23 protein-coding genes and 1 pseudogene are annotated in these 23,101 nt (G+C 72.4%); 11 read left to right on the top strand and 13 right to left on the bottom strand.

Annotated elements, in window-relative coordinates; translation table 11 throughout:
- Positions 1-248 precede the first annotated feature (248 nt).
- From chpE to ACVV2G_RS03730, 3 genes are all read right to left on the bottom strand, one after another.
- Complete coding sequence (gene chpE / locus ACVV2G_RS03740; RefSeq protein ID WP_453841118.1) at positions 249-494, bottom strand: chaplin ChpE; 246 nt, start codon at positions 492-494, stop codon at positions 249-251.
- Between the two features lie 162 nt (positions 495-656).
- Positions 657-1,298 carry a response regulator gene (locus tag ACVV2G_RS03735; protein ID WP_453841117.1) on the bottom strand — a complete coding sequence of 214 codons (642 nt, stop codon included), beginning with the start codon at positions 1,296-1,298 and terminating at the stop codon, positions 657-659.
- A complete protein-coding gene (locus ACVV2G_RS03730; protein ID WP_453841116.1) occupies positions 1,291-2,436 on the bottom strand; it encodes a GAF domain-containing sensor histidine kinase in 1,146 nt (381 codons plus the stop codon). Before ACVV2G_RS03730 ends, ACVV2G_RS03735 begins: the two co-directional genes overlap by 8 nt.
- A 217-nt stretch (positions 2,437-2,653) precedes the next feature.
- Here ACVV2G_RS03730 and ACVV2G_RS03725 point away from each other — a divergent pair, with 217 nt between their 5' ends.
- The 3 genes from ACVV2G_RS03725 to ACVV2G_RS03715 all read left to right on the top strand — a co-directional run bounded on the left by ACVV2G_RS03725 (position 2,654) and on the right by ACVV2G_RS03715 (position 5,505).
- Positions 2,654-3,352, top strand: a complete 699-nt coding sequence (locus tag ACVV2G_RS03725; RefSeq protein WP_453841115.1) for an SDR family NAD(P)-dependent oxidoreductase — start codon at positions 2,654-2,656, stop codon at positions 3,350-3,352.
- Positions 3,349-4,440 (top strand): S-adenosylmethionine:tRNA ribosyltransferase-isomerase, encoded by a 1,092-nt coding sequence (locus ACVV2G_RS03720; RefSeq protein ID WP_453841114.1) that lies wholly within the window; start codon positions 3,349-3,351, stop codon positions 4,438-4,440. Before ACVV2G_RS03725 ends, ACVV2G_RS03720 begins: the two co-directional genes overlap by 4 nt.
- 351 nt (positions 4,441-4,791) lie before the next feature.
- A complete protein-coding gene (locus tag ACVV2G_RS03715; protein WP_453841113.1) occupies positions 4,792-5,505 on the top strand; it encodes a transglycosylase SLT domain-containing protein in 714 nt (237 codons plus the stop codon).
- 99 nt (positions 5,506-5,604) lie between these two features.
- Here ACVV2G_RS03715 and ACVV2G_RS03710 read toward each other — a convergent pair whose 3' ends face one another.
- On the bottom strand, positions 5,605-8,196 hold the full coding sequence (locus tag ACVV2G_RS03710; RefSeq protein WP_453841112.1) for an ABC transporter ATP-binding protein/permease: 2,592 nt from the start codon (positions 8,194-8,196) through the stop codon (positions 5,605-5,607).
- A 237-nt stretch (positions 8,197-8,433) separates the two neighbouring features.
- Here ACVV2G_RS03710 and ACVV2G_RS03705 point away from each other — a divergent pair.
- Together ACVV2G_RS03705 and serB are read left to right on the top strand one after the other, a co-directional pair.
- A pseudogene (locus ACVV2G_RS03705) lies at positions 8,434-8,745 on the top strand (streptophobe family protein); the annotation flags it as partial.
- Between the two features lie 284 nt (positions 8,746-9,029).
- Complete coding sequence (serB, locus tag ACVV2G_RS03700; protein ID WP_453841111.1) at positions 9,030-10,274, top strand: phosphoserine phosphatase SerB; 1,245 nt, start codon at positions 9,030-9,032, stop codon at positions 10,272-10,274.
- Positions 10,275-10,370: 96 nt separating this feature from the next.
- Here the strand turns inward: serB and ACVV2G_RS03695 are convergent, their stop codons facing one another.
- From ACVV2G_RS03695 to ACVV2G_RS03680, 4 genes are all read right to left on the bottom strand, one after another.
- Positions 10,371-10,889: a SixA phosphatase family protein gene (locus ACVV2G_RS03695; protein ID WP_453841110.1), complete on the bottom strand. Its 519-nt coding sequence runs from the start codon at positions 10,887-10,889 to the stop codon at positions 10,371-10,373.
- Positions 10,890-10,981: 92 nt separating this feature from the next.
- Positions 10,982-11,182 carry a hypothetical protein gene (locus ACVV2G_RS03690; protein WP_453841109.1) on the bottom strand — a complete coding sequence of 67 codons (201 nt, stop codon included), beginning with the start codon at positions 11,180-11,182 and terminating at the stop codon, positions 10,982-10,984.
- Between the two features lie 183 nt (positions 11,183-11,365).
- A complete protein-coding gene (locus ACVV2G_RS03685; RefSeq protein ID WP_453841108.1) occupies positions 11,366-11,482 on the bottom strand; it encodes an SGM_5486 family transporter-associated protein in 117 nt (38 codons plus the stop codon).
- A gap of 361 nt (positions 11,483-11,843) precedes the next feature.
- Positions 11,844-13,247: a CynX/NimT family MFS transporter gene (locus ACVV2G_RS03680; protein ID WP_453841107.1), complete on the bottom strand. Its 1,404-nt coding sequence runs from the start codon at positions 13,245-13,247 to the stop codon at positions 11,844-11,846.
- Between the two features lie 46 nt (positions 13,248-13,293).
- Between ACVV2G_RS03680 and ACVV2G_RS03675 the strand changes: the two genes are divergently transcribed.
- Positions 13,294-13,986, top strand: coding sequence for a FadR/GntR family transcriptional regulator (locus ACVV2G_RS03675; protein ID WP_453841106.1), 693 nt, complete (start codon positions 13,294-13,296; stop codon positions 13,984-13,986).
- On the opposite strand, the gene ACVV2G_RS03670 is transcribed toward ACVV2G_RS03675, so the two are convergent.
- From ACVV2G_RS03670 to fabG, 3 genes are all read right to left on the bottom strand, one after another.
- A complete protein-coding gene (locus ACVV2G_RS03670) occupies positions 13,964-14,314 on the bottom strand; it encodes a hypothetical protein (RefSeq protein WP_453841105.1) in 351 nt (116 codons plus the stop codon). The two genes, ACVV2G_RS03675 and ACVV2G_RS03670, sit on opposite strands and share 23 nt — an antisense overlap.
- Positions 14,315-14,472: 158 nt before the next feature.
- Positions 14,473-15,240 (bottom strand): enoyl-ACP reductase FabI, encoded by a 768-nt coding sequence (gene fabI, locus ACVV2G_RS03665; protein ID WP_453841104.1) that lies wholly within the window; start codon positions 15,238-15,240, stop codon positions 14,473-14,475.
- Positions 15,241-15,245: 5 nt separating this feature from the next.
- Positions 15,246-15,965, bottom strand: a complete 720-nt coding sequence (fabG, locus tag ACVV2G_RS03660; RefSeq protein WP_453841103.1) for a 3-oxoacyl-[acyl-carrier-protein] reductase — start codon at positions 15,963-15,965, stop codon at positions 15,246-15,248.
- Positions 15,966-16,256: 291 nt separating this feature from the next.
- On the opposite strand from fabG, the gene ACVV2G_RS03655 reads away from it, so the two are divergent.
- The 3 genes from ACVV2G_RS03655 to tyrS all read left to right on the top strand — a co-directional run bounded on the left by ACVV2G_RS03655 (position 16,257) and on the right by tyrS (position 20,502).
- Positions 16,257-17,780, top strand: coding sequence for a TldD/PmbA family protein (locus ACVV2G_RS03655; RefSeq protein ID WP_453841102.1), 1,524 nt, complete (start codon positions 16,257-16,259; stop codon positions 17,778-17,780).
- Entirely contained in the window at positions 17,777-19,171 is a 1,395-nt protein-coding gene (locus ACVV2G_RS03650) for a metallopeptidase TldD-related protein (RefSeq protein WP_453841101.1), read from the top strand. Before ACVV2G_RS03655 ends, ACVV2G_RS03650 begins: the two co-directional genes overlap by 4 nt.
- Positions 19,172-19,233: 62 nt before the next feature.
- Positions 19,234-20,502, top strand: a complete 1,269-nt coding sequence (gene tyrS / locus ACVV2G_RS03645) for a tyrosine--tRNA ligase (protein WP_453841100.1) — start codon at positions 19,234-19,236, stop codon at positions 20,500-20,502.
- A 94-nt stretch (positions 20,503-20,596) separates the two neighbouring features.
- Here tyrS and ACVV2G_RS03640 read toward each other — a convergent pair whose 3' ends face one another.
- A complete protein-coding gene (locus ACVV2G_RS03640; protein ID WP_453841099.1) occupies positions 20,597-20,878 on the bottom strand; it encodes a GlsB/YeaQ/YmgE family stress response membrane protein in 282 nt (93 codons plus the stop codon).
- 262 nt (positions 20,879-21,140) lie between these two features.
- Here ACVV2G_RS03640 and ACVV2G_RS03635 point away from each other — a divergent pair, with 262 nt between their 5' ends.
- Positions 21,141-21,539 carry a DUF3099 domain-containing protein gene (locus ACVV2G_RS03635; protein WP_453841098.1) on the top strand — a complete coding sequence of 133 codons (399 nt, stop codon included), beginning with the start codon at positions 21,141-21,143 and terminating at the stop codon, positions 21,537-21,539.
- Positions 21,540-21,750: 211 nt separating this feature from the next.
- A complete protein-coding gene (locus tag ACVV2G_RS03630) occupies positions 21,751-21,972 on the top strand; it encodes a hypothetical protein (protein WP_453841097.1) in 222 nt (73 codons plus the stop codon).
- 8 nt (positions 21,973-21,980) lie between these two features.
- Here ACVV2G_RS03630 and moaA read toward each other — a convergent pair whose 3' ends face one another.
- On the bottom strand, positions 21,981-22,970 hold the full coding sequence (gene moaA / locus ACVV2G_RS03625; protein ID WP_453841096.1) for a GTP 3',8-cyclase MoaA: 990 nt from the start codon (positions 22,968-22,970) through the stop codon (positions 21,981-21,983).
- Positions 22,971-23,101 lie beyond the last annotated feature (131 nt).

Genomic DNA, 23,101 nt, shown 5'->3' with positions numbered 1-23,101 from the left:
CGGGGTCGGACGCCCGGCCCGGCACTCCTCGCGGAGGCCGTTGCCACGTTCGGCTGCGATCGAGCGGGGCCGGGCCCCTCGCCGCCCGCCCGACTCGCCCGCCCCGCCCTGGGCCTCTTCCGGGCTCCTCACCCGCTGCGGGCACGTGGGCGCACAGCCGGGGCGGCACGCGACCCGGCCGGGGAACACGACCGGCCTCCCGAGTGGGGCCGGGAGGCCGGGGGGCTGTGCCGGTCGGACGACCTGGGTCAGTGGTTGACGCCGAGGTTGCCGAAGGCCGGGTTCAGGACGCCGATGACGTTGACGCTGTTGCCGACGGCGTTGACCGGGATGTGGATCGGCGCCTGGACGACGTTGCCGGAGGCGACGCCCGGGGAGCCGATGGCCTCGCCGTGGGCGGCGGCGCCGTCGGTGGCGGAGGCCATGCCCGCACCGGCGGCGATCAGCCCGCCGGCCATCATCGTCACGGCCGCTGCCTTCTTCAGGTTCTTCACTTACGAGCCCTCCTTGCGGTCGCCGCGGCGGTCGCCGCGGTACGCACTGGAGAACGGCCGGGCCGCGCCGGGGATGCGCCATGTGGGGGACATTCCCACGACGGTATGAATCTCTGACCGGAGGGGAACCCTCCGGGCTGGAGCGGCGTACGCGCGTACGGGTCAGCCGGCCACACCGTGACGCACGGCCCACAGCGCGGCCTGGGTGCGGTCGGCGAGGTCGAGTTTCATCAGGATGTTCGACACGTGGGTCTTCACGGTCTTCTCGGAGAGCACCAGCGCACGGGCGATCTCCCGGTTGGAGCGGCCGTCCGCTATCAGGCCCAGCACCTCCCGCTCCCGCTCGGTGAGGGAGCCCGCCCGGCCCTGGCCGGGGGTGCCCTCCTCCTGCGAGAGCAGGGCGCCCGCGACCTCGGACTGGAGCAGGATGTGGCCGGCGTGGACGGAGCGGATGGCGCCGGCCAGCGCGTCCGGGTCGACGTCCTTGTAGACGTAACCGGCCGCTCCCGCGCGCAGCGCCGGGACCACGGTGCGCTGCTCGGTGAAGCTGGTGACGATCAGCACGCGCGCGTGGTGGTCCAGCTCGCGCAGTCTGCGCAGCGCCTCGACGCCGTCCATGCCCGGCATCTTGACGTCCATGAGGATCACGTCGGGTCTCAGTTCCTCGGCGCGGTCGACCCCCTCGGCGCCGTCGGCGGCCTCGCCCACCACCTCGATGTCGTCCTGCACCTCCAGGAAGGTGCGCAGGCCTCTGCGGACCACCTGGTGGTCGTCGACGAGCAGCACCTTGATTGCGTCAGCCACCTGGGACCTCCATCTCGATCGTGGTGCCCTCGCCGGGCGCCGATTCCACGGTCAGCCTGCCCCCGGTGCCGTTCGCCCGGTCCCGCATGGAGACCAGGCCCAGGTGGCGTCCGGCACGGCGGACCGTGCGCGGCTCGAAGCCGCTGCCGTCGTCGGTGACGCGCAGCACGGTCGCGGTGTCCCGCCGGTGCAGGGTCACGTCGACGTGTTCCGCCGCGGAGTGGCGCAGGGCGTTGTGCAGCGCTTCCTGGGCGACGCGCAGCAGCGCCTCCTCCTGGGCGGCCGGCAGGGCCTTGACCCCGTGGCCGGTGAACGTCACGCGCGCGCTGTGGGCGCGGTCGAGGACCTGTGCGTGGGTGCGGAGGGTGGCGACGAGGCCGTCCTCGTCCAGGGCCGCGGGGCGCAGCTCGACGACGGCGGCGCGCAGCTCGTCGGCGGCTTCCGCGGCGAGTGCGGCGACCTGGTGCAGCTCGCCCTTGGCCCGCGCGGGGTCGCGGTCGACCAGGGTGGCGGCGGCCTGGGCCGTGAGGCGCAGCGAGAAGAGCTTCTGGCTGACCGCGTCGTGCAGCTCGTGGGCGAGGCGGGAGCGTTCCTCGGCGATGGTCAGCTCCCGGCTGCGTTCGTACAGGCGGGCGTTGGTGAGGGCGATCGCGGCGTGCTGGGCGAGGATGGCCAGCAGTTCCTCGTCGTCCGGGGTGAAGCCGCAGCCGCCGTCGGGCTTCGGGCAGTTCTTGTTGGCGAGGAAGAGGGCGCCGATGACCTCGTCGCCGTCGCGGATCGGCAGTCCCAGGAAGTCGACCAGGTCGGGGTGGGCGGAGGGCCAGCCCTCGAAGCGGGGGTCCTTGCGGACGTCGCCGAGGCGCTCGGGCCGGGCCTCGTGCAGCATCGAGGCGAGGATGCCGTGCTGGCGGGGCAGGGGGCCGATGGCCTTCCACTGCTCGTCACTGACGCCGTCGACGACGAACTGGGCGAAGCCGCCGTGGTCGTCGGGGACGCCGAGTGCCGCGTACTGCGCGTCGAGCAGCTCGCGGGCCGAGGCGACGATCGTCTTGAGGACGTCGCGCACCTCGAGGTGCCTGCTCATGGCCAACAGCGCGGAGCTCACCGCGGCGAGGCCGGACCGGGGGCCGTGACTCATGTCCTCACGGTACCGGCGGGCTCTGACACCGGGATCGGACCTGTGACCGCCGTCGCCTGGGGCGGTGGACCTAGGCCGGAGGTCCCGCCCGCCGGTCCTAGGGCGAAGGGCCCGCACGGTTGCGGCCCGTGCCCGAGGCGGCCGGGGCGGCCCGGTTCCTACGTTGAGGAGCACGCCGTACCAATCGGGAGGCGTGGACGACGAGGGGACGGGTGTCATGCCGGTTGCGGTCATCACGGGGGCGTCGAAGGGACTGGGCCGGGCGCTCGCCGAGGCCCTGGCGGCGCGGGGCTGGGACCTCGTGCTGGACGGAAGGACGCCGGAGGTGCTGGAGAGGACCGCGGCGGTGCTGGAGGCGTACGGCACGCGTGTGAGGGCGCTGCCCGGGGACGTCACCGACGCCGGGCACCGGGCCGGGCTGGTCGCGGCTGCCTGGCGGCTGGGCGGGGTGGATCTGCTGGTCAGCAATGCGAGCGCGCTGGGTGCGGAGCCGCTGGTCCGGCTGGAGGAGCTGCCGCTGGACGGGTTGCGCCGGGCCCTGGAGGTGAACGTCGTGGCCGCGCTGGGCCTGGTCCAGGAGGCGCTGCCGTTGCTGCGGGCGGCCCCGGCGGGTGCGGTGCTGACGATCAGCTCGGACGCCGCGGCGGAGGCGTACGAGACGTGGGGCGGCTACGGGGCGTCCAAGGCGGCCCTGGACCAGATGGCGGCGGTGTTGGGCGCCGAGGAGCCGGGGCTGCGGGTGTGGGCGGTCGATCCCGGGGACATGGCCACCGACCTGTACGCGGCGGCCGTGCCGGACGACGACGATCCGCGGCCCGATCCGGTGAGTGTCGTCCCGGCGCTCCTGCGCCTGCTGGACGAGCGGCCGGCCGGCGGGCGCTACGGGGCTCCGGCGCTGCTGGAGGGAGGACGATGACCCTCGCGCGGGTCCCGGAGGAGCTGTCGGCCCGGGTGCCCGCCGAGCAGCGGGGTCCGGGGCTGGACCGGGACGACGTACGGCTGCTGGTGTCGCGGGGCACCGCGGTGTCGCACCACGTGTTCCGGGAGCCGCCGGGGCTGCTGCGGGCCGGGGACCTGCTCGTCGTCAACACGTCCGCGACGCTGGCCGCCGCCGTCGACGGGTACGCCGGGCACGCGCGCGTGGTGGTGCACTTCTCCACGCGCGGGGACGACGGCCGGTGGGCGGTGGAACTGCGGGACCCCGATGGGAGGGGGACCACGCGCGCGCGTGCGGGAGGGATGGGACGCCGGGCCCTTCCCTCCGCGGGTGGTGGCGGGAGGACGGGCGCCCCGAGGGGGACGGAGGTGCGCCTGCCGGGGGGCGCGCGCCTGGCGCTGGAGGAGCCGTTGAGCACGCGCGGGGAGCGGCTGTGGTGGGCGCGGGTGTCGGGGGCCGAGGTGCCCGACGTGCTGCGGGAGCACGGGCGGGCCATTCGCTACGCCTACACGGAGCGGGATCAGCCGTTGTCCGCTTACCAGACGGTGTTCGCGTTGCCGTCCGGGGACGGGGCGGGCAGTGCGGAGATGCCGAGCGCGGCGCGGCCCTTCACGGCGCGGCTGGTGGCGGAGCTGGTGAGCCGGGGGGTGCAGTTCGCGCCGGTCACGCTGCACACGGGGGTGGCGTCGGCCGAGGCGCACGAGCCGCCGTATCCGGAACGCTTCTCGGTGCCGGAGCCGTCGGCCCGGCTGGTCAACGCCGCCAGGGCGGGCGGCGGGCGGGTCGTGGCGGTGGGGACGACGGCCGTGCGGGCGGTGGAGTCGGCGGCCGGCGCCGACGGGATCGTACGGGCCCGGGCCGGGTGGACCGATCTGGTCGTGACTGCGGAGCGCGGGGTTCGGGTGGTGGACGGGCTGCTGACCGGGCTGCACGACCCCGCGGCCTCGCACCTGCTGATGCTGGAGGCGGTGGCGGGGCGGGTGGCGATCCACCGGGGTTACGAGGCCGCGGCGGACGGGCGCTACCTGTGGCACGAGTTCGGCGACGTCCATCTCCTCCTGCCGTAGGAGGGTCACGGAAAGGCCTCACGCACTGCATTGCTCCAGCAACCAGAAGTGAGTACGGCGGGGGGTGGATGTGAGCCCGCGCATAGGGCGCAGATCACGTACGAAGGGGCATAGGAGAGCGACTCGCCCGTTTTGAGCGGGCAGACAGTCCACTCTGCCCTGTTTCGCCCTTCCCTGATCCACTACCCGGGATCGTACGTCACACCTTTGCCTCCGAATTTTGCGGTCGCTAAGAATTGCTCTCGTCGCTCAGCACCGCGGGTTGTCGCCCCGCGGCGTTTGTGCCGGAAGCATCCCTGTCCCCACCGGACGAGAGCGACCTCCGCGCTATTCGAAGAGGTCTGTCCCGCCATGCCCAAGAACATCTTCACCCGTGGTCGCAGTCGCCCCCTGAACCGCACCCACAAGCTCGCGATCGCCGGTGTCGGCACGCTCGGCGCCGCCGCCGTCGCGCTCACCGCGGTCCCGGCCAGCGGACAGACGACCACGAGCGAGGCCGCTCCCACGGCCAAGGTGGCGTACAGCACGCAGCAGATCCAGGACGTGCACGCCGGCATCACCGGTCAGCTCGCCGGTGCCGGCCAGAAGGTCGCCTCCATCGAGGCGAAGAAGGAGGCGTCCGCCCAGGCCGCCGCGAAGAAGAAGGCCGCCGCCGAGAAGGCCGCGAAGACGCGTGCCGCCGAGGAGGCCGCGAGCCGGTCCGCCGAGCGCGCCGAGGTCAAGCAGGTCGCGAAGAAGAGCTACGCGAACAACCTCGACGGCTGGATCCGCGAGGCCCGGGACATCCTGGCCAAGCACGACATCCCGGGCAGCTACGAGGGCATCCACCGCAACATCATCCGGGAGTCCTCCGGCAACCCGAGGGCCATCAACGACTGGGACATCAACGCCATCAACGGCATCCCGTCGAAGGGCCTGCTGCAGGTCATCCCGCCGACGTTCAAGGCCTACCACGTGCCCGGCACGTCCTGGGACATCTACGACCCGGTCGCCAACATCGCCGCCGCCTGCAACTACGCCGCGGACAAGTACGGCACGATGGACAACGTCGACAGCGCGTACTGAGGTCGGCGCGGACCTCTGCACGCCGGCTCGGACGAGACGGAACGCCGAAGGGCGGCACCCTCCTGACGGGGTGCCGCCCTTCGGGGCGTACGGGCCGGCCTACTTGCGCATGACCTCGGGCTCGTGGCGGCGCAGGAAACGCGCCACGAAGAAGCCGCAGATCACGCCGAGGGCGATCAGCGCGGTCATGTCCATGGCCCAGGCACCGACGGAGTGCTCCCACAGCGGGTCCGTCTCGGCACCCTGCTCCGGGGGGCTGATCCGGTTGAAGTCCAGCGTGGCGCCGGCCGCGGCGACCGCCCAGCGCGACGGCATCAGGTACGAGAACTGGTTGACGCCGACCGCGCTGTTCAGGGCGAAGAGGCAGCCGGTGAAGACGACCTGGATGATCGCGAACATGACCAGCAGCGGCATCGTCTTCTCGGCGGTCTTCACCAGCGAAGAGATGACCAGGCCGAACATCATCGAGGCGAAGCCCAGCGCCATGATCGGCAGGGACAGCTCGACGAGCGTCAGCCCGCCCAGGACCAGCCCCTCCTCCGGGATCTCCCGGGTGGCGAAGCCGATGACGCCGACCAGCAGGCCCTGCAGCACGGTGATCACGCCGAGCACGAACACCTTGGACATCAGGTACGCGGACCGCGACAGACCGGTCGCGCGTTCCCGCTCGTAGATGACCCGTTCCTTGATCAGCTCGCGGACCGAGTTCGCGGCGCCGGCGAAGCAGGCGCCCACCGCGAGGATCAGCAGGACCGTGGTGGCGGTGCCGTTGGGAACGATCCGGCCGGTCTGCGGGTTGGCCGGATTGGGCAGCAGGCCCTTGTCGGCGTCGATCAGCAGGCTCACCGCACCGAGTACGGCCGGCAGGATCACCATCAGGGCGAGGAAGCCCTTGTCGGAGACGATCACCGAGACGTAGCGCCGCACCAGCGTGACGAACTGCGACATCCAGCCCTGCGGCTTCGGCGGCTTCATCGCCTGCATGGCGGGCACCCGCACGGCCTGCGGTGCGACGGCGTCGATGTCCGCGGCGTACATCTGGTAGTGCTGCGAGCCCTTCCAGCGGCCCGCCCAGTCGTAGTCGCGGTAGTTCTCGAAGGCGGAGAAGACGTCGGCCCAGGTGTCGTAGCCGAAGAAGTTCAGCGCCTCCTCCGGCGGGCCGAAGTAGGCCACCGAGCCGCCCGGCGCCATCACCAGGAGCTTGTCGCAGATCGCCAGCTCGGCCACCGAGTGGGTGACGACGAGGACCGTGCGGCCGTCGTCGGCCAGCCCGCGCAGCAGCTGCATGACGTCGCGGTCCATGCCCGGGTCGAGACCGGAGGTCGGCTCGTCCAGGAAGATCAGCGAGGGCTTGGTGAGCAGCTCCAGGGCGACGGAGACCCGCTTGCGCTGGCCGCCGGACAGGGAGGTGACCTTCTTGTCCCGGTGGACGTCCAGCTTGAGCTCGCGCAGCACCTCGTCGATACGGGCGTCGCGCTCGGCGGCCGTCGTGTCGGCCGGGAAGCGGAGTTTCGCCGCGTACTTGAGGGCCTTCTTGACGGTCAGCTCCTTGTGCAGGATGTCGTCCTGCGGGACCAGACCGATGCGCTGACGCAGCTCGGCGAACTGCTTGTACAGGTCGCGGTTGTCGTAGAGGACCTCGCCCTGGTCGGCGGGCCGGTATCCGGTGAGCGCCTTGAGCAGGGTCGACTTGCCGGAGCCGGACGGGCCGATGACCGCGATCAGCGACTTCTCGGGTACGCCGAAGGAGACGTCCTTGAGGATCTGCTTGCCGCCGTCGACCGTGACGGTCAGGTGCCGGGCGGAGAAGGAGACCTCACCGGTGTCGACGAACTCCTCGAGCCGGTCCCCGACGATCCGGAACGTCGAGTGGCCGACGCCCACGACGTCGGTCGGGCCGAGCAGCTGGGAGCCGCCCTTGGCGATCGGCTGACCGTTGACGTACGTGCCGTTGTGCGAGCCCAGGTCGCGGATCTCCATGCGCCCGTCGGGCGTCGCGTGGAACTCCGCGTGGTTGCGGGAGACCTGCAGGTCGGAGACGACCAGCTCGTTCTCCAGGGCACGGCCGATGCGCATCACGCGACCGAGCGAGAACTGGTGGAACGTGGTCGGGCTGCGGTCGCCGTGGACCGGCGGCGCCCCCGCGGCGCCACCGGGCCCGTGCTGCTGGGGGAAGTGCGGCGCGCCCTGCTGCGGCTGCTGCGGCTGATGCGCCTGCTGCCAGCCGGCCTGCGGCTGCGCGTGCGGCGGGGCCTGGTGCTGCGGCACCTGCTGCTGCGGCTCCCGCACGGGAGCCTGCTGGACCCAGCCGGCTCCCGCGCCCTGCGCGGCGTACGGCTGTTGCGGCTGCGCCTGCGACTGTGCGTGTGGCTGTGTGTGCGGCGTGCCGACGGCGGCCTGGGCGCCGGTCAGGCTCACGCGCGGCCCGTCGGTCGCGTTGCCCAGGTTCAGCACCGAGCCGGCGCCGAGCTCCATCCGCTGGATCCGCTGCCCCCGCACGAACGTGCCGTTGGTGCTGCCGTGGTCCTCGACGACCCAACCGCGGCCGTCGAAGGTGATCGTGGCGTGCCGCCAGGAGACCCTGGCGTCCTCGAAGACAAGCTCCCCCTGCGGATCGCGCCCGAGCGCGTATGACCGGGACGGATCGAGCGTCCAGGTCCGTCCATTAGATTCCAGTACGAGTTCCGGCACTCCATGCCCCACTGAGTTGTCCCCCGAATTGCCCCCGTCGCGGGGAGTCTAGGGATGTCGAACATCGGGGGGAACTATTTCAGGCTCGGCCCCCTGACCGAAAGTCGGGCCTGGTGAAGACTGCGCAGGCGCCCACGGCCCGTTCCCGCCGACCGGGTTGAAACCTGCCCGGAGACCGGTAAATCCAGGCGACAGGGACAAGCGCGGCAACTGTGCCGCGGGCCGGGGGGGCCGCCCATGCACGCGTCCACGAATTCCGGAGCCGAGGGGCACGGCACGAGGGTGCCCTGCGGGGACGCCCTGCTGCCGGCGATCGCGGCCGTGAGCTGGGCGTCGATCGGGATGGCGGGGACGGCGGCCCTCGGACTGCGTGCGCTGGATGCGGACGCCGCGGGCTCCCCGGGGCCGATGACCGCGGCGGTGGTGGACCTCGGGGCGGGTGGTTCGGTGACGCCGTCCGGGGAGGTGTCCGTTGTCGGGCTGAAAGGGGCGGAGGCGGACATCGCCATCGAGATCACGCCACTGGGTGTCGGCCTGGTCGGTGCGCTGTTCCACTGGCCACGACGACCCCCACGTCACCGAGCCCCGTCGTGGAGAGCGCCTCGGCGGCCCCTACGGTCCGAGGGGCACCCGGGGGAACGTGCGCGGTTCCGCTGGGGCGAGGGACCTTCTCCGTCACCCCTCCGCCTCCGGTTCCGCCCCGACGCCCCGGGGGGTGGTCGGTGAACAGCCGGTAACGGGGCACGGGCGGCCCGTGCCCGCATCCTGCCTCGTGTCCGTCAGGCGGACCTCGGGGGCGGGTGGCACCGGGTGCCGGATACGGTTGTAGCACCATGAGCGCTACGCAGACCTCTGACGTTCCCACGCTTCTCGTCAAGATCTTCGGCAAGGACCGACCGGGCATCACGGCCGGCCTGTTCGACACCCTCGCCGCCTACTCCGTCGACGTGGTCGACATCGAGCAGGTCGTCACCCGTGGCCGGATCGTGCTGTGCGCGCTGGTGACCGAGCCGCCCGAGGGACACGAGGGGGGTCTGCGGGCGACCGTCCACAGCTGGGCGGAGTCGCTGAAACTGCAGGCGGAGATCATCTCCGGCATCGGCGACAACCGGCCGCGCGGTCTCGGCCGGTCCCTGGTCACGGTGCTCGGCCACCCGCTCACCGCTGAGGCGACGGCCGCCATAGCGGCCCGGATCACCGAGTCCGGCAGCAACATCGACCGCATCTTCCGGCTGGCCAAGTATCCGGTGACCGCCGTGGAGTTCGCGGTGTCCGGTGTGGAGACCGAGCCGCTGCGCACCGCGCTGGCCACCGAGGCCGCCGCTCTGGGGGTGGACGTCGCCGTCGTCTCGGCGGGGCTGCACCGGCGGGCGCAGCGCCTGGTCGTGATGGACGTGGACTCCACGCTGATCCAGGACGAGGTCATCGAGCTGTTCGCCGCGCACGCCGGGTGCGAGGACGAGGTCGCCGGGGTGACCGCGGCCGCGATGCGCGGTGAGCTGGACTTCGAGCAGTCGCTGCACGCACGGGTGGCTCTCCTCGCGGGGCTGGACGCCTCGGTGGTGGAGAAGGTGCGCGGCGAGGTGCGGCTGACGCCGGGTGCCCGGACCCTGATCCGCACGCTCAAGCGGCTCGGCTACCAGGTGGGGGTCGTCTCCGGCGGCTTCACCCAGGTCACCGACGCTCTCAAGGAGCAGCTCGGGCTGGACTTCGCGCAGGCCAACACACTGGAGATCGTCGACGGCAGGCTGACCGGCCGGGTCACCGGCGAGATCGTGGACCGGGCGGGCAAGGCGCGGCTGCTGCGCCGGTTCGCCGCCGAGGCGGGCGTGCCGCTGTCGCAGACCGTGGCGATCGGTGACGGTGCCAACGACCTGGACATGCTGAACGCGGCCGGCCTCGGCGTCGCCTTCAACGCCAAGCCGGTGGTCCGCGAGGCGGCGCACACCGCGGTGAACGTGCCCTTCCTGGACACGGTCCTGTACCTGCTGGGCATCACCCGCGAGGAGGTCGAGGCGGCGGACACGCTGGCCGAGGGTCCCGGCGAGCACCTCGGCCGGCCGCTCGACCGGAACTGACGCGGGGCGAGGTCCCGACAGCGAGGAGGGCCCGGCCCGCACGCGTGCCGGACAGGGCCCTCGTACGGGGGCGGGACGGGGCCGGACGGGGTCGGATCAGTCGGTCGGCGCCCAGTACTCCGCCAGGGAGGCGACCCCCGGCTCCACGTCCTTCCAGGAGCCCGTGAAGGTCAGGACGGCGAAGGCGGCGGTCGGGAAGCCACGGTGCCCCATCCGCTCACGCACGTCGCCCTCGGCCGAGCCGACCAGGACCTCGGCCAGCCCCTCCATGCCCGGGTTGTGGCCGATCACCAGTACGTTCCGCAGGTCGTCGGGGGTCTCGTTGAGCACGGCGATCAGCTCGCCGGGCGAGGCCTCGTAAACCCGTTCCTCGTAGACGGTTTTCGGCCGCTGCGGGAACTCCTGGACGGCGAGCTTCCAGGTCTCGCGCGTCCGGGTGGAGGTGGAGCACAGGGCCTGGTCGAAGGGGATGCCGGTGTCCGCCAGCCGGCGTCCGGCCTCTGCGGCGTCCTTGCGTCCCCGATCGGCGAGCGGCCGCTCGTGATCGGTCACCTGTGGCCAGTCGGCTTTCGCATGCCGGAAGAGGACGATCCTGCGGGGTTCTTCGACGCTCATGCCCTCCAGCTTCGCATGAAACAGGCCACGGGGCGCTGGGAGTTGACATGCGGATCCGCGGGCGGGCACACGTCCGGGGCGCGGGCCCGCGGTCAGCGTGCGGTCAGCTCCCGCAGACGCTCGAGGAGGTGGGCGGTGACGGGCTCCCCGGCGGCGGCCGCGTGGGCGTCCACGGGATTGAGTATCAGCGAGAGCAGCACCACGAAGGCGAGCACGGGCAGCGCCAGGGCCCACCAGGGCAACCGGATGTCGACGCCGCCCCGGGGCGGCCGGGTGTGGGTGGGGACCGCCATGAGTGCCTCCGCTGGTCTTCGAGCGTCCCTGGTCCGGGCTCCGCGCCCGCCTGCCGCGGGCACATCTCGAACCTACGGAAGCCGCGGGCCCCGGCCCATCCGGAAGTCCACCCACTTGACCCTGACCCCTGCCCCCTAGGGGATACGGGGGTTAACCCCACCATCGGGCGGGCGGGGCCGGGGTCACGGCGAGGCGATCGTCGCGATGATGCCGATGATCACGAAGATCGCGAGAAAGGCTCCGAAGACGACCAGCATCTTCTTCTGGCCGTTCTGGGGGTTCGGGTCGAGGACTGGCATACGGCAAGTCTCGCATCCGCCCCCCGCGCCGGGGCGGGCGGGCCGGGGCGCGGGACCACCGAACCATCGGGCAGGGACAGCGGCCGGGCCACCAGACCACCGGACCATCGGGCGGAGACAGTGGCGCGGGGGACAGGACTCCGGACCCGCGGGCGGGTCGACGGCCGGGGAACGGGCCCCCGGGCCGGCACCCAGGGGTGCAGCCCGCGAAGCGGCGCACCTGGCCCGGAGCCGGGCCCAGGGGTGCAGCCCGTGCACCGGCGCACCTGGCCGCCGGCCCGGAGCCGGGCGTCCCGGTGAGCCGCGTCGCCGGACCGGTGGCCGGGGCCTCACCCGGTGACGGCCTCAACCGGTCACGGCCTCACCGGGCCGCCTCCTCCTCCACCGTGCGGTCGCGCCCCGCCAGGACGCCCATCACGATCTGCGGCACCATCAGGGCGCTCATCAGCGCGATCGGCAGGCCCCAGCCGCCGCTGTGCTGGTAGAGGACGCCCACCAGCAGCGGGCCCGGGATGGAGATCAGGTAGCCGGTGCTCTGGGCGAAGGCGGACAGCTGGCCGACGCCCGCGCCCGTCCTGGCCCGCATCCCGACCATGGTCAGCGCGAGCGGGAAGGCGCAGTTGGAGATGCCGAGCAGCAGGGCCCAGACCCAGGCGCCGCCGGCCGGGGCGAAGTACAGCCCGGCGTATCCGGCGAGTCCGCACACGCCCAGGACGAGCACGATGGGGCCCTGGCGGGGCAGCCGCGTGGCCACGCGGGGGATGACGAAGGCGAGCGGCACGCCCATCATCATGATGACGGCGAGCAGCAGCCCGGCGGTGCCCGCGGAGACGCCGGCGTCCCGGAAGATCTGCGGCATCCAGCCCATCGTGATGTAGGCGGCGGTGGCCTGGAGGCCGAAGAAGACGGCGAGCGCCCAGGCCGTACGGCTGCGGGTGATCCGCAAGGGGGGCTGCTCGGCGGGCTGCTCCGCCGGCCGGTCCGCACGCGCGGCCGCGGGCCCGGTCGTGCCCTCGCCGGTCCCGTCGCGGGCGCCGGACGCGCTCCGCGGCGCGGACGGTGCCTCCCGGAGCCGCACGAACGGGAGCCACGGCAGGACGGCCGCCGCCCCCAGCACGGCCCACACCGCGAGACCGGGCTGCCAGTCGCCGCCCAGCGCGCTGGTCACGGGCACGGTCGCCGCGGCGGCGATCGAGGTGCCGAAGGCGAGGGCCATCGAGTACAGGCCGGTCACGGAGCCGACCCGGTCGGGGAAGAAGCGTTTGACGATGACCGGCATCAGGACGTTGCTGACCGCGATGCCCATCAGCGTGAGGGCGGTGCCGGCCACGAAGCCCGCGGTGCCGCCTGCGTACGGGCGTATCAGCAGGCCGGCGGTGATGGCGACCATGCCCGCGCAGACCACCGCGCCGGGTCCGAAGCGGCGGGCCAGCCGCGGTGCGGTGATCCCGAAGACGGCGAAGCAGAGCGGGGGCACGGAGGTGAGCAGCCCGGCCACGCTGCCGCTCATGCCGAGCCCGTCGCGGACCTCCTCCAGGAGTGCGCCGAGGCTGGTGATGGCGGGGCGCAGGTTGAGCGCGGCCAGGACGATGCCGACGAGGAGCAGGCGGGTCGTCCACGTCGTCCACGCGCGGGTACCGGGCGTTCGGGGCGCCTCGCCGGGTACGCGGGCATCGCGCCTCGCCGTCCCGCCGGGGGCCGTGGATTCCGGGGTTCTCAACCGCTTCCCCGTACGGGTTTCGTCACTAGCCATGGGGCCCATCATAGAATCATGGGATGATTGGTTGTCCATGCGTGTGCGAAGGTGAGCCATGCCACTGAGCCATCCGCGCCGTTCGGCGCTGTCCGAGCAAGTCATCGCGGCACTGCGCCAACAGATCGCCTCGGGTGAGTGGCCGGTGGGCTCCCGCATCCCGACGGAGCCCGAGCTGGTCGAACAGCTCGGCGTCGCCCGCAACACGGTCCGTGAGGCGGTCCGCGCACTGGCACACAACGGCCTGCTGGACATCCGTCAGGGCTCCGGCACGTACGTCGTGGCGACCAGTGAACTGGCGGGCGTGATGCAGCGCCGCTTCGCCGACGCCGACCCCCGGCACATCGCCGAGCTGCGTTCGACGCTGGAGTCCGCGGCCGCCCGGCTGGCCGCCGAGCGGCGCACGGACAAGGACCTCCAGCAACTCGACGCGCTGCTGGCGCGGCGCGAGGAGGCCTGGAAGTCGGGCGACGCGGAGGCGTTCGTGACGGCGGACGCGACCTTCCACCTGGCCGTCGTGGCCGCCTCGCACAACGACGTGATGACCGCGCTGTCCGCGGACCTGGGCGAGGTGATGCGGGACTGGCTGCGGGTGGACGTCGGGGAGGAACTGACGCCGGAGACGCACATGGACCACACCCGGCTGGTCGACGCGATCCGCGCGGGTGACGCCGGGACCGCCGCGGCGGAGGCGGCCGGTTACCCGTTCCAGTGCCGTCCGGGCCGGGTCAGCTCCCCCGCGCGTGGCTGACCCAGGCCGCCCGGACGTCCTTCCAGCACCGTCCGTCCAGGCGGACGGTCTGCGCGGGTCCCGCCGGGACCGCCGGGCCGTCGCTGTCCAGGTCCCACCAGCGCGCGCACTCGATGTGCAGGCGCACGTGGTCGGTCCGCGGATAGGGGTTGTGGCAGTGGGCCGTGACGTCGGAGTGGTCCACGCGGACCCGGCACGCGGCCCCGAACGGCTCCGCGTCCCCGGCCTGTCCGGCGGGCACGCGCGTGTGGGACGTCGCTTCGTACGGCAGGAACAGCACGCAGGCGAGGGCGGCGGTCACCGAGGCCAGGCGGTGGAGTGGACGCACAGGGACCTCCTCGGCCGCACTGGGGAGGGGAAGCGCGTGGTGAACCCGTGTCCCAGCGTGCGCCGCCGCCCGCCCCGCCGCCCGGCCGGCTGAGCCGAACGGGTGACATGCCCGGGGCCCGCACCCCGGAGGGACGCGGGCCCCGGGCGGCGCGCGGGTCAGGCGCCGATGGCGTGCAGACCACCGTCGACGTGGACGATCTCGCCCGTGGTCTTCGGGAACCAGTCGCTCAGCAGCGCGACGACGCCGCGGCCGGCCGGCTCCGGGTCCTTCAGGTCCCACTCCAACGGGGCCCGGCTGTCCCACACCGAGGCCAGCTCGCCGAAGCCCGGGATGGACTTGGCGGCCATGGAGCCGAGCGGGCCCGCCGAGACGAGGTTGCAGCGGACGTTCTGCTTGCCCAGGTCACGCGCCATGTAGCGGCTGGTGGCCTCCAGGGCGGCCTTGGCGGGGCCCATCCAGTCGTACTGCGGCCAGGCGAACTGGGCGTCGAAGGTGAGACCGACGACCGAGCCGCCGTTCTGCATCAGCGGCAGGCAGGCCATGGTCAGCGACTTCAGGGAGTACGCCGAGACGTGCATGGCCGTGGCGACCGACTCGAACGGCGTGTTGAGGAAGTTGCCGCCGAGCGCGTCCTGCGGCGCGAAGCCGATGGAGTGGACGACGCCGTCGAGGCCGCCCAGCTCCTCGCCGACGATGTCGGCCAGGCGTCCCAGGTGCTCGTCGTTGGTGACGTCCAGCTCGATGACCTTGGTGGGCCTGGGCAGCTTCTTGGCGATGCGCTCGGTCAGCGTGGGCCGCGGGAACGCGGTCAGGATGACCTCGGCGCCCTGCTCCTGGGCCAGCTTGGCGGTGTGGAAGGCGATGGAGGCCTCCGTCAGCACACCGGTGATCAGGACGCGCTTGCCTTCGAGGATTCCGCTCATGGTGATCAGTGACCCATTCCCAGTCCGCCGTCAACGGGGATGACGGCTCCAGTGATGTACGAGGCGTCGTCCGAGGTGAGGAACCGCACCGTCGCGGCGATCTCCTCCGGCTGCGCGTACCGGCCCAGCGGCACCTGCGACACGATGCCCGACCGCTGCTCCTCGTTGAGCGCCTTGGTCATGTCGGTGTCGACGAAGCCCGGCGCGACGACGTTGAAGGTGATGTTGCGCGACCCCAGCTCACGGGCGAGGGAGCGCGCGAAACCGACCAGCGCCGCCTTGGACGCGGCGTAGTTCGCCTGGCCCGCGGAGCCGAGGAGCCCGACCACCGAGGAGATCAGCACGACACGGCCCTTCTTGGCGCGCAGCATGCCGCGGTTGGCACGCTTGACGACGCGGAAGGTGCCGGTGAGGTTGGTGTCGACGACGGAGGTGAAGTCCTCCTCGGACATGCGCATCAGGAGCTGGTCCTTGGTGACGCCGGCGTTGGCGACCAGGACCTCGACGGGACCGTGCGCGTCCTCGATCTCCTTGTAGGCCTGCTCCACCCGCTCGCTGTCGGTGATGTCGCACTTGACGGCCAGGCAGCCCAGATCCGTCAGGGCCGCGGGCGGCTCACCCGAGCGGTACGTGATCGCGACCTTGTCGCCGGCGTCGGCGAAGGCGCGGGCGATGGCGAGGCCGATGCCCCGGTTGCCTCCGGTGACGAGAACCGAGCGGCTCAACGGATCACCCTTTCGATTTGCGGTGTGGTACCCGCCCGAACACCCGGAGGACGGGCGGCGATGACAGGCGGCTTGCTCGAAAACCTATCGGTCCGTACCCGTTCGCAGAGAATCGGGCACCCACAGTGGCTCACGGGGCTGACTGTCGGGTCCCTACAGAAGAGGCGCGGTCGGCGTGTGTCCGGCCCGGCGCGAAAGGTGTGGTCCCCGTCCCGCCCGACGCGACATGATGCGGCGCAGTCCCCGGTGTCGCGGCGGACGACCGGTCACCTCGACAGAAAGAGACAACAGGTGCCTCATAGCATCGACGAAGCCTTCACGGCACTCCCCCTGCGCGCCCTCGCCGACGCCGCCCTCGCCCGCGCGCGGGCGCTCGGCGCCGACCACGCGGACTTCCGGCTGGAGCGGGTGCGCAACGCCTCCTGGCGGCTGCGGGACGCCCGGCCCGCCGGGTCCTCCGACACCACCGACCTCGGATACGCGGTGCGCGTGGTCCACGGCGGCACCTGGGGCTTCGCGTCGGGCGTGGACCTCACCATGGACGCCGCCGCCAAGGTCGCCTCGCAGGCGGTGGCGATGGCGCAGCTGTCCGCGCGGGTGATCAGGGCGGCGGGGTCCGAGGAGCGCGTGGAGCTGGCCGACGAGCCCGTGCACGCCGACCGGACGTGGATCTCGTCGTACGAGATCGATCCCTTCACCGTGCCCGACACGGACAAGCCGGCGCTGCTGGCCGACTGGAGCGCGCGGCTGCTGGCGGCCGACGGGGTCGACCACGTGGACGCCTCGCTGCTCACCGTGCACGAGAACAAGTTCTACGCCGACACCGCCGGGACCGTGACCACGCAGCAGCGGGTGCGGCTGCATCCGGTGCTCACCGCGGTGTCGGTGGACGACTCCAGCGGCGAGTTCGACTCGATGCGCACGCTGGCGCCGCCCGCCGGGCGCGGCTGGGAGTACCTGACCGGCACCGGCTGGGACTGGGACGCGGAGCTGGCCGGGATTCCGGAGCTGCTGGCCGAGAAGATGCGGGCGCCGAGCGTCGAGGCGGGAGTGTACGACCTGGTCGTCGATCCCTCGAACCTGTGGCTGACCATCCACGAGTCCATCGGCCACGCCACCGAGCTGGACCGCGCCCTCGGCTACGAGGCCGCCTACGCCGGCACCTCCTTCGCCACCTTCGACCGGCTCGGCAAGCTGCGCTACGGCTCGGAGCTGATGAACGTCACCGGTGACCGCACCGCCGAGCACGGGCTCGCGACCGTCGGGTACGACGACGAGGGCGTCGAGGGCCAGTCCTGGGACCTGGTGAAGGACGGCACGCTGGTGGGCTACCAGCTCGACCGGCGGATCGCGCGGCTGACCGGGTTCGAACGGTCCAACGGGTGCGCGTACGCCGACTCCCCCGCCCATGTGCCCGTGCAGCGCATGGCCAACGTGTCGCTGCGGCCGGACCCCGGGGGGCTGTCGACGGAGGATCTGATCGGGGGCGTGGAGCGGGGCATCTACGTCGTCGGGGACCGGTCCTGGTCGATCGACATGCAGCGCCACAACTTCCAGTTCACCGGGCAGCGGTTCTTCCGGATCGAGAACGGGCGGCTCGCCGGCCAGCTGCGGGACGTGGCCTACCAGGCGACGACCACCGACTTCTGGGGGTCCATGGCGGCCGTCGGCGGCCCGCAGACGTACGTCCTGGGCGGTGCCTTCAACTGCGGCAAGGCCCAGCCGGGACAGGTCGCGGCCGTCTCCCACGGCTGTCCGTCCGCCCTCTTCAAGGGAGTCAACATCCTCAACACCACCCAGGAGGCGGGACGATGAGCGCGCGTACGAACAAGCCGCACGAGATCGTCGAGCGGGCGCTGGACCTGTCCCGGGCGGACGGCTGCGTCGTCATCGCCGACGAGGAGTCCACCGCCAACCTGCGCTGGGCGGGCAACGCGCTCACCACCAACGGCGTCACGCGCGGGCGCACCCTCACCGTCGTCGCCACCGTGGACGGGCGGGAGGGCACGGCGTCCGGGGTCGTGTCCCGCTCTGCGGTGACGGGGGACGAGCTGGAGCCGCTCGTGCGGGCCGCCGAGGCCGCCGCGCGGGGCGCGGGACCGGCCGAGGACGCGCAGCCCCTGGTCACGGACGTGCCCGCCTCGCCCGACTTCACCGACCCGCCGGCCGAGACCTCGTCGGCCGTGTTCACCGGTTTCGCGCCGGCCCTCGGGGAGGCGTTCGCCCGCGCGCGTGCGGGCGGGCGGGAGCTGTACGGCTTCGCCAACCACGAGCTGACGTCGACGTACGTGGGTACGTCGACCGGGCTGCGGCTGCGGCACGACCAGCCGAACGGGACGCTGGAGCTGAACGCCAAGTCCCCGGACCGCACCCGGTCGGCGTGGGCGGGACGCTCCACGCGGGACTTCGAGGACGTCGACCCGGCGGCGCTCGACGCCGAGCTGGCGGTGCGGCTGGGGTGGGCGGAGCGGCGGGTGGAGCTGCCCGCGGGGCGGTACGAGACGCTGCTGCCGCCGACCGCGGTCGCGGACCTGCTCATCTACCAGTTCTGGTCGGCCTCGGGGCGGGACGCGGTCGAGGGGCGCACGGTGTTCTCGAAGCCGGGTGGCGGCACGCGCGTCGGCGAGCGGCTCGGGAAGCTGCCGCTGACCCTGCGCAGCGATCCGCACGAGCCGGGGCTGGAGTGCGCGCCCTTCGTGGTCGCGTACTCCTCGGGCGGCGACCAGTCGGTGTTCGACAACGGGCTGCCGGCCGGGGCCACCGACTGGATCCGCGCGGGCGAGCTGCACCGGCTGACGACCACCCGGCACAGCGCCGGGCTGACCGGACTTCCGGTGGCGCCGGCGATCGGCAACCTGGTCCTGGACGGCGGTGGCGACCGTTCGCTGGACGAGATGGTCGCGGACACCGGGCGCGGGCTGCTGCTCACCTGCCTGTGGTACATCCGCGAGGTCGACCCGGCGACGCTGCTGCTGACCGGGCTGACCCGGGACGGCGTCTACCTCGTGGAGAACGGCGAGGTCGTCGGCGAGGTGAACAATTTCCGGTTCAACGAGTCGCCGGTGTCCCTGCTGAGCCGGGCCACGGAGGCCGGGCGCACGGAGAAGACGCTGCCCAGGGAGTGGGGCGACTGGTTCACCAGGGCCGCGATGCCCGCCCTGCGCGTCCCCGATTTCCGTATGAGCTCGGTCAGCCAGGGCGTATAACCTCGTAGGCGGCCGTCGTCCGACTGCCCGAAGACCATGAGCACGTAGGAGACACGAGAACCGTGACGGACATCGTCGACGAGCTGAAGTGGCGCGGGCTGTTCGCCCAGTCCACCGATGAGGATGCTTTGCGCAAGGCGCTCGCGGACGGTCCCGTCACGTTCTATTGCGGGTTCGACCCGACCGCGCCGTCCCTGCACGTGGGCCACCTGGTGCAGGTGCTCACCGTGCGCCGGCTCCAGCAGGCCGGCCACCGGCCGCTGGCGCTGGTCGGCGGGGCCACGGGTCAGATCGGCGACCCGCGGCCGACCGCGGAGCGTACGCTGAACCCGCCGGAGACCGTCGCGGGCTGGGTCGAGCGGCTGCGCGGCCAGATCGAGCCGTTCCTGTCCTTCGAGGGCGAGAACGCGGCCCTGATGGTCAACAACCTCGACTGGACCGAGGGGCTCTCCGCGATCGAGTTCCTGCGGGACGTCGGCAAGCACTTCAGGGTCAACAAGATGCTGACCAAGGACTCCGTCGCCCGGCGCCTGGAGTCCTCCGAGGGCATCAGCTACACGGAGTTCAGCTACCAGCTGCTGCAGGCCATGGACTTCCTCCAGCTCTACCGGAGGTACGGCTGCACGCTCCAGGGCGGCGGCAGCGACCAGTGGGGCAACCTCACGGCCGGCCTGGACCTGCTGCACCGGCTGGAGCCGGACGCCACCGTGCACGCGTACGCGACGCCCCTGATGACGAAGGCGGACGGCACCAAGTTCGGCAAGACCGAGGGCGGCGCCGTCTGGCTGGACCCGGAGATGACCACGCCGTACGCGTTCTACCAGTTCTGGCTGAACGCGGACGACCGGGACGTCTCCCAGTACCTGCGCATCCTGTCCTTCCGGACCCGCGAGGAGCTGGAGGAGCTGGAGCGGCAGACCGAGGAGCGTCCGCAGGCCCGGGCCGCACAGCGCGCGCTGGCCGAGGAGCTGACGACGCTGGTGCACGGCGCCGGCCAGACGGCCGCCGTGATCGCCGCCTCCAAGGCCCTCTTCGGTCAGGGCGAGCTAGCGGAGCTGGACGACAGGACGCTGGCCGCGGCCCTGGCCGAGGTGCCGCACGTCCGGGTCACCGAGCTGGCACCGGTCGTCGACCTCTTCGCCCGGGTCGGCCTGGTCGCCAGCAAGTCCGCCGCGCGCCGCACGGTGAAGGAGGGCGGCGCCTACGTGAACAACGTCAAGGTCGCCGGTGAGGACGCCGTCCCCGCCGAGGAGGACCTGCTGCACGGGCGCTGGCTGGTGCTGCGCCGCGGCAAGAAGAACCTGGCCGCGGTGGAGTTCACCGGGGCCTGACCCGCGCGGGAGGGGCGGGGTCCGGCGCCGTGCGGCTGCCGGGCCCCGCCCCTTCGCCGTACGGCCGTCGGGCTCGTACGGGGCGCGCGGGCCGTCAGGCCCGTTCGCGCCGCTTGTTGCCCCGCACCGCCATGTAGATCGCGTCGCCGACGGCGACGATGACGATCGCGGCGACCAGCTGGAAGATGTGCCGCCACCAGTCGATGCCGGAGGTCGCGTCCACGCCGGCCGCCCGGGCGATCGCGTTGCCGGCGATGGCGCCGAGCATGCCGAAGATGGTCGTCAGCCACAGAGGGCTGTGCTGCTTTCCGGGAATGATCGCCTTGGCGATCAGACCCAGCACGAATCCGACGATGATCGCCCACAACCAGCCCATGACTGCCTCCTCATACGGCTCAACGCGAGCATTACCGCCAGTCTTCGGTCGTACCGCGATCGGCGCATGCCGGGTACGGCCGAACGGGGGACGGCCCTACACGGTGAGGCGCAGGCCGTGGGGGCCGGCCGCAGGTGCCCCGGTCTCGTGTGCGGCTCAGGCGCGGCGTACCGTGGGAAGTCGTCCGGGACCGGAAGTCCCCGAGCGGCCGCGGACGGAAGCGGGGCGGGGAGAGTCCGATACGGGCGGATGGTGGAACGAGATGCGGAAGCAGAGTGCCGGCGGCAGTACCGAGGTGTTCCGGATCACCGGGGCCCGTACGGGTCTCCAGGAGGACGTGCGCGGGCGGCAGCGCCGGTACGTCATCTCGATGGCGGTCCGCACGGTGTCCGTGGTCCTCGCGGCCTGCCTGTGGAACGTGGAGCGGCACGTCGCGATCGTGGCCCTGGTCCTCGGCGCGGTCCTGCCGTACATCGCGGTCGTGATCGCGAACGCCGGGCGCGAGAACGCGCCATCGTTGCCCTCGACCTTCGTGACGGTGCCGACGCCGCCGATGATCATGCCGCCGCGCGCCGACGACGGGTCCGCGGAATCCGTCCCGGAGGAGGCCCTGTCCGATCCGGCGCCAGGGGCGGCCGGTGAGTCGCGCGCCCGGTCCTGAGGGCGGGGCGACCGCGGGCGCGGGCGTCGATTCCGCGCCAGGCTCAAGAAGCGCTCAGATGAATCATGTGGTTCCGGTGCCGGGCCGCGGGCGACCCGTGACATACTTCGTGTGCGCTCCGCATCCCCCGTCGGAGCGACGGACCGACGCCGGGCAGCTCCCCCCGTGGCTGCCCGGCGTCGCCTTTTGCGTGGACCTGTGAGACGAACCTGTGAGTGACGAGACCACCCCGATCTGCTCCGCCAAGGGCTGCCGCACCGCCGCCGTGTGGGTGCTGGCGTGGAACAACCCGAAGCTCCACACGCCCGAGCGGCGCAAGACGTGGATCGCCTGCGACGAGCACCGGGAGCACCTGTCCCAGTTCCTCGGGGTGCGCGGCTTCCTGAAGGACGTGGTCCCGCTGGCCGAGTGGGAAGCCGCCGCGGACTCCTAGGGCCTGCTCTAGCCCCCGATCGCCGACATGGGCCGGTCGGGCTGGACGAAGGCGGGGTCGTCGAGGCCGGCGCCGGCCTTCTTGCCCCACATGGCCAGGCGCCAGATCCGGGCGATCTCCTCGTCGGGGGCGTCGGAGCGCAGGGCCGCGCGCAGGTCGGTCTCCTCGCGGGCGAAGAGACAGGTGCGCACCTGCCCGTCGGCGGTCAGGCGGGTGCGGTCGCAGGCCGAGCAGAACGGGCGGGTGACGGAGGCGATGACGCCGACGCGGTGCGGGCCGCCGTCCACGAGCCAGCGCTCGGCGGGGGCCGAGCCGCGCTCCTCGGAGCCCTCGGCGGTCAGCTCGAAGCGGGTGCGCAGGGAGGCCAGGATGTCACCGGCGGTGACCATGCCCTCGCGCTTCCAGCCGTGCTGGGCGTCCAGGGGCATCTGCTCGATGAAGCGCAGTTCGTAGTCGTGCTCGACGGCCCAGGCCAGCAGGTCGGGGGCCTCGTCGGCGTTGAGGCCCGGCATCAGGACCGTGTTCACCTTCACCGGGGTCAGCCCGGCCTCGCGGGCGGCCTCGAGCCCCTCCAGGACGTCCTGGTGGCGGTCCCGGCGGGTGAGGGTCTTGAAGACGTCCGGACGCAGGGTGTCCAGCGAGACGTTGACCCGGTCCAGGCCCGCGGCCTTCAGGGCGGGCGCGGTGCGCCTGAGGCCGATGCCGTTGGTCGTGAGGGACATCCGGGGGCGCGCGTCGAGGGCGGCGACGCGCTCGACGATGCCGGTCAGGCCGGGGCGCAGCAGGGGCTCCCCGCCGGTGAAGCGGACCTCCTCGATGCCGAGGGAGGTGGCCGCGATGTCGATGAGACGGACGATCTCGTCGTCCGTGAGCAGGTCGGGCTTGGCCAGCCACTGGAGGCCCTCTTCGGGCATGCAGTAGGTGCAGCGCAGGTTGCAGCGGTCGGTCAGCGAGACCCTCAGGTCGGTGGCCACTCGGCCGTAGGTGTCGATGAGCACGTGGGCCCCCTCCCTCGACGCGGATCGGCGGAGCACTTCTCTCCTCCGACACCTGCGAGCCTACGTGACGGGTCCGACATCGACAGCGGCCCGATCCCACGACGTGGGACGCGGCCGCGTCGTAGGGATCT

The organism is Streptomyces sp. JK94 (assembly GCF_053613315.1).
This window is presented reverse-complemented; position numbering and strand designations above follow the sequence as displayed.

Coding starts and splice junctions, on each gene's coding strand:
- fabI (WP_453841104.1), bottom strand. CDS start 15,240: ATGAGCGGAATCCTCGAAGGCAAGCGCGTCCTGATCACCGGTGTGCTG.
- ACVV2G_RS03720 (WP_453841114.1), top strand. CDS start 3,349: ATGACCCTCGCGCGGGTCCCGGAGGAGCTGTCGGCCCGGGTGCCCGCC.
- ACVV2G_RS03650 (WP_453841101.1), top strand. CDS start 17,777: ATGAGCGCGCGTACGAACAAGCCGCACGAGATCGTCGAGCGGGCGCTG.
- ACVV2G_RS03675 (WP_453841106.1), top strand. CDS start 13,294: ATGCCACTGAGCCATCCGCGCCGTTCGGCGCTGTCCGAGCAAGTCATC.
- ACVV2G_RS03725 (WP_453841115.1), top strand. CDS start 2,654: ATGCCGGTTGCGGTCATCACGGGGGCGTCGAAGGGACTGGGCCGGGCG.
- ACVV2G_RS03640 (WP_453841099.1), bottom strand. CDS start 20,878: ATGGGCTGGTTGTGGGCGATCATCGTCGGATTCGTGCTGGGTCTGATC.
- serB (WP_453841111.1), top strand. CDS start 9,030: ATGAGCGCTACGCAGACCTCTGACGTTCCCACGCTTCTCGTCAAGATC.
- ACVV2G_RS03715 (WP_453841113.1), top strand. CDS start 4,792: ATGCCCAAGAACATCTTCACCCGTGGTCGCAGTCGCCCCCTGAACCGC.
- ACVV2G_RS03730 (WP_453841116.1), bottom strand. CDS start 2,436: ATGAGTCACGGCCCCCGGTCCGGCCTCGCCGCGGTGAGCTCCGCGCTG.
- ACVV2G_RS03695 (WP_453841110.1), bottom strand. CDS start 10,889: ATGAGCGTCGAAGAACCCCGCAGGATCGTCCTCTTCCGGCATGCGAAA.
- ACVV2G_RS03635 (WP_453841098.1), top strand. CDS start 21,141: ATGCGGAAGCAGAGTGCCGGCGGCAGTACCGAGGTGTTCCGGATCACC.
- ACVV2G_RS03680 (WP_453841107.1), bottom strand. CDS start 13,247: ATGATGGGCCCCATGGCTAGTGACGAAACCCGTACGGGGAAGCGGTTG.
- ACVV2G_RS03690 (WP_453841109.1), bottom strand. CDS start 11,182: ATGGCGGTCCCCACCCACACCCGGCCGCCCCGGGGCGGCGTCGACATC.
- ACVV2G_RS03685 (WP_453841108.1), bottom strand. CDS start 11,482: ATGCCAGTCCTCGACCCGAACCCCCAGAACGGCCAGAAGAAGATGCTG.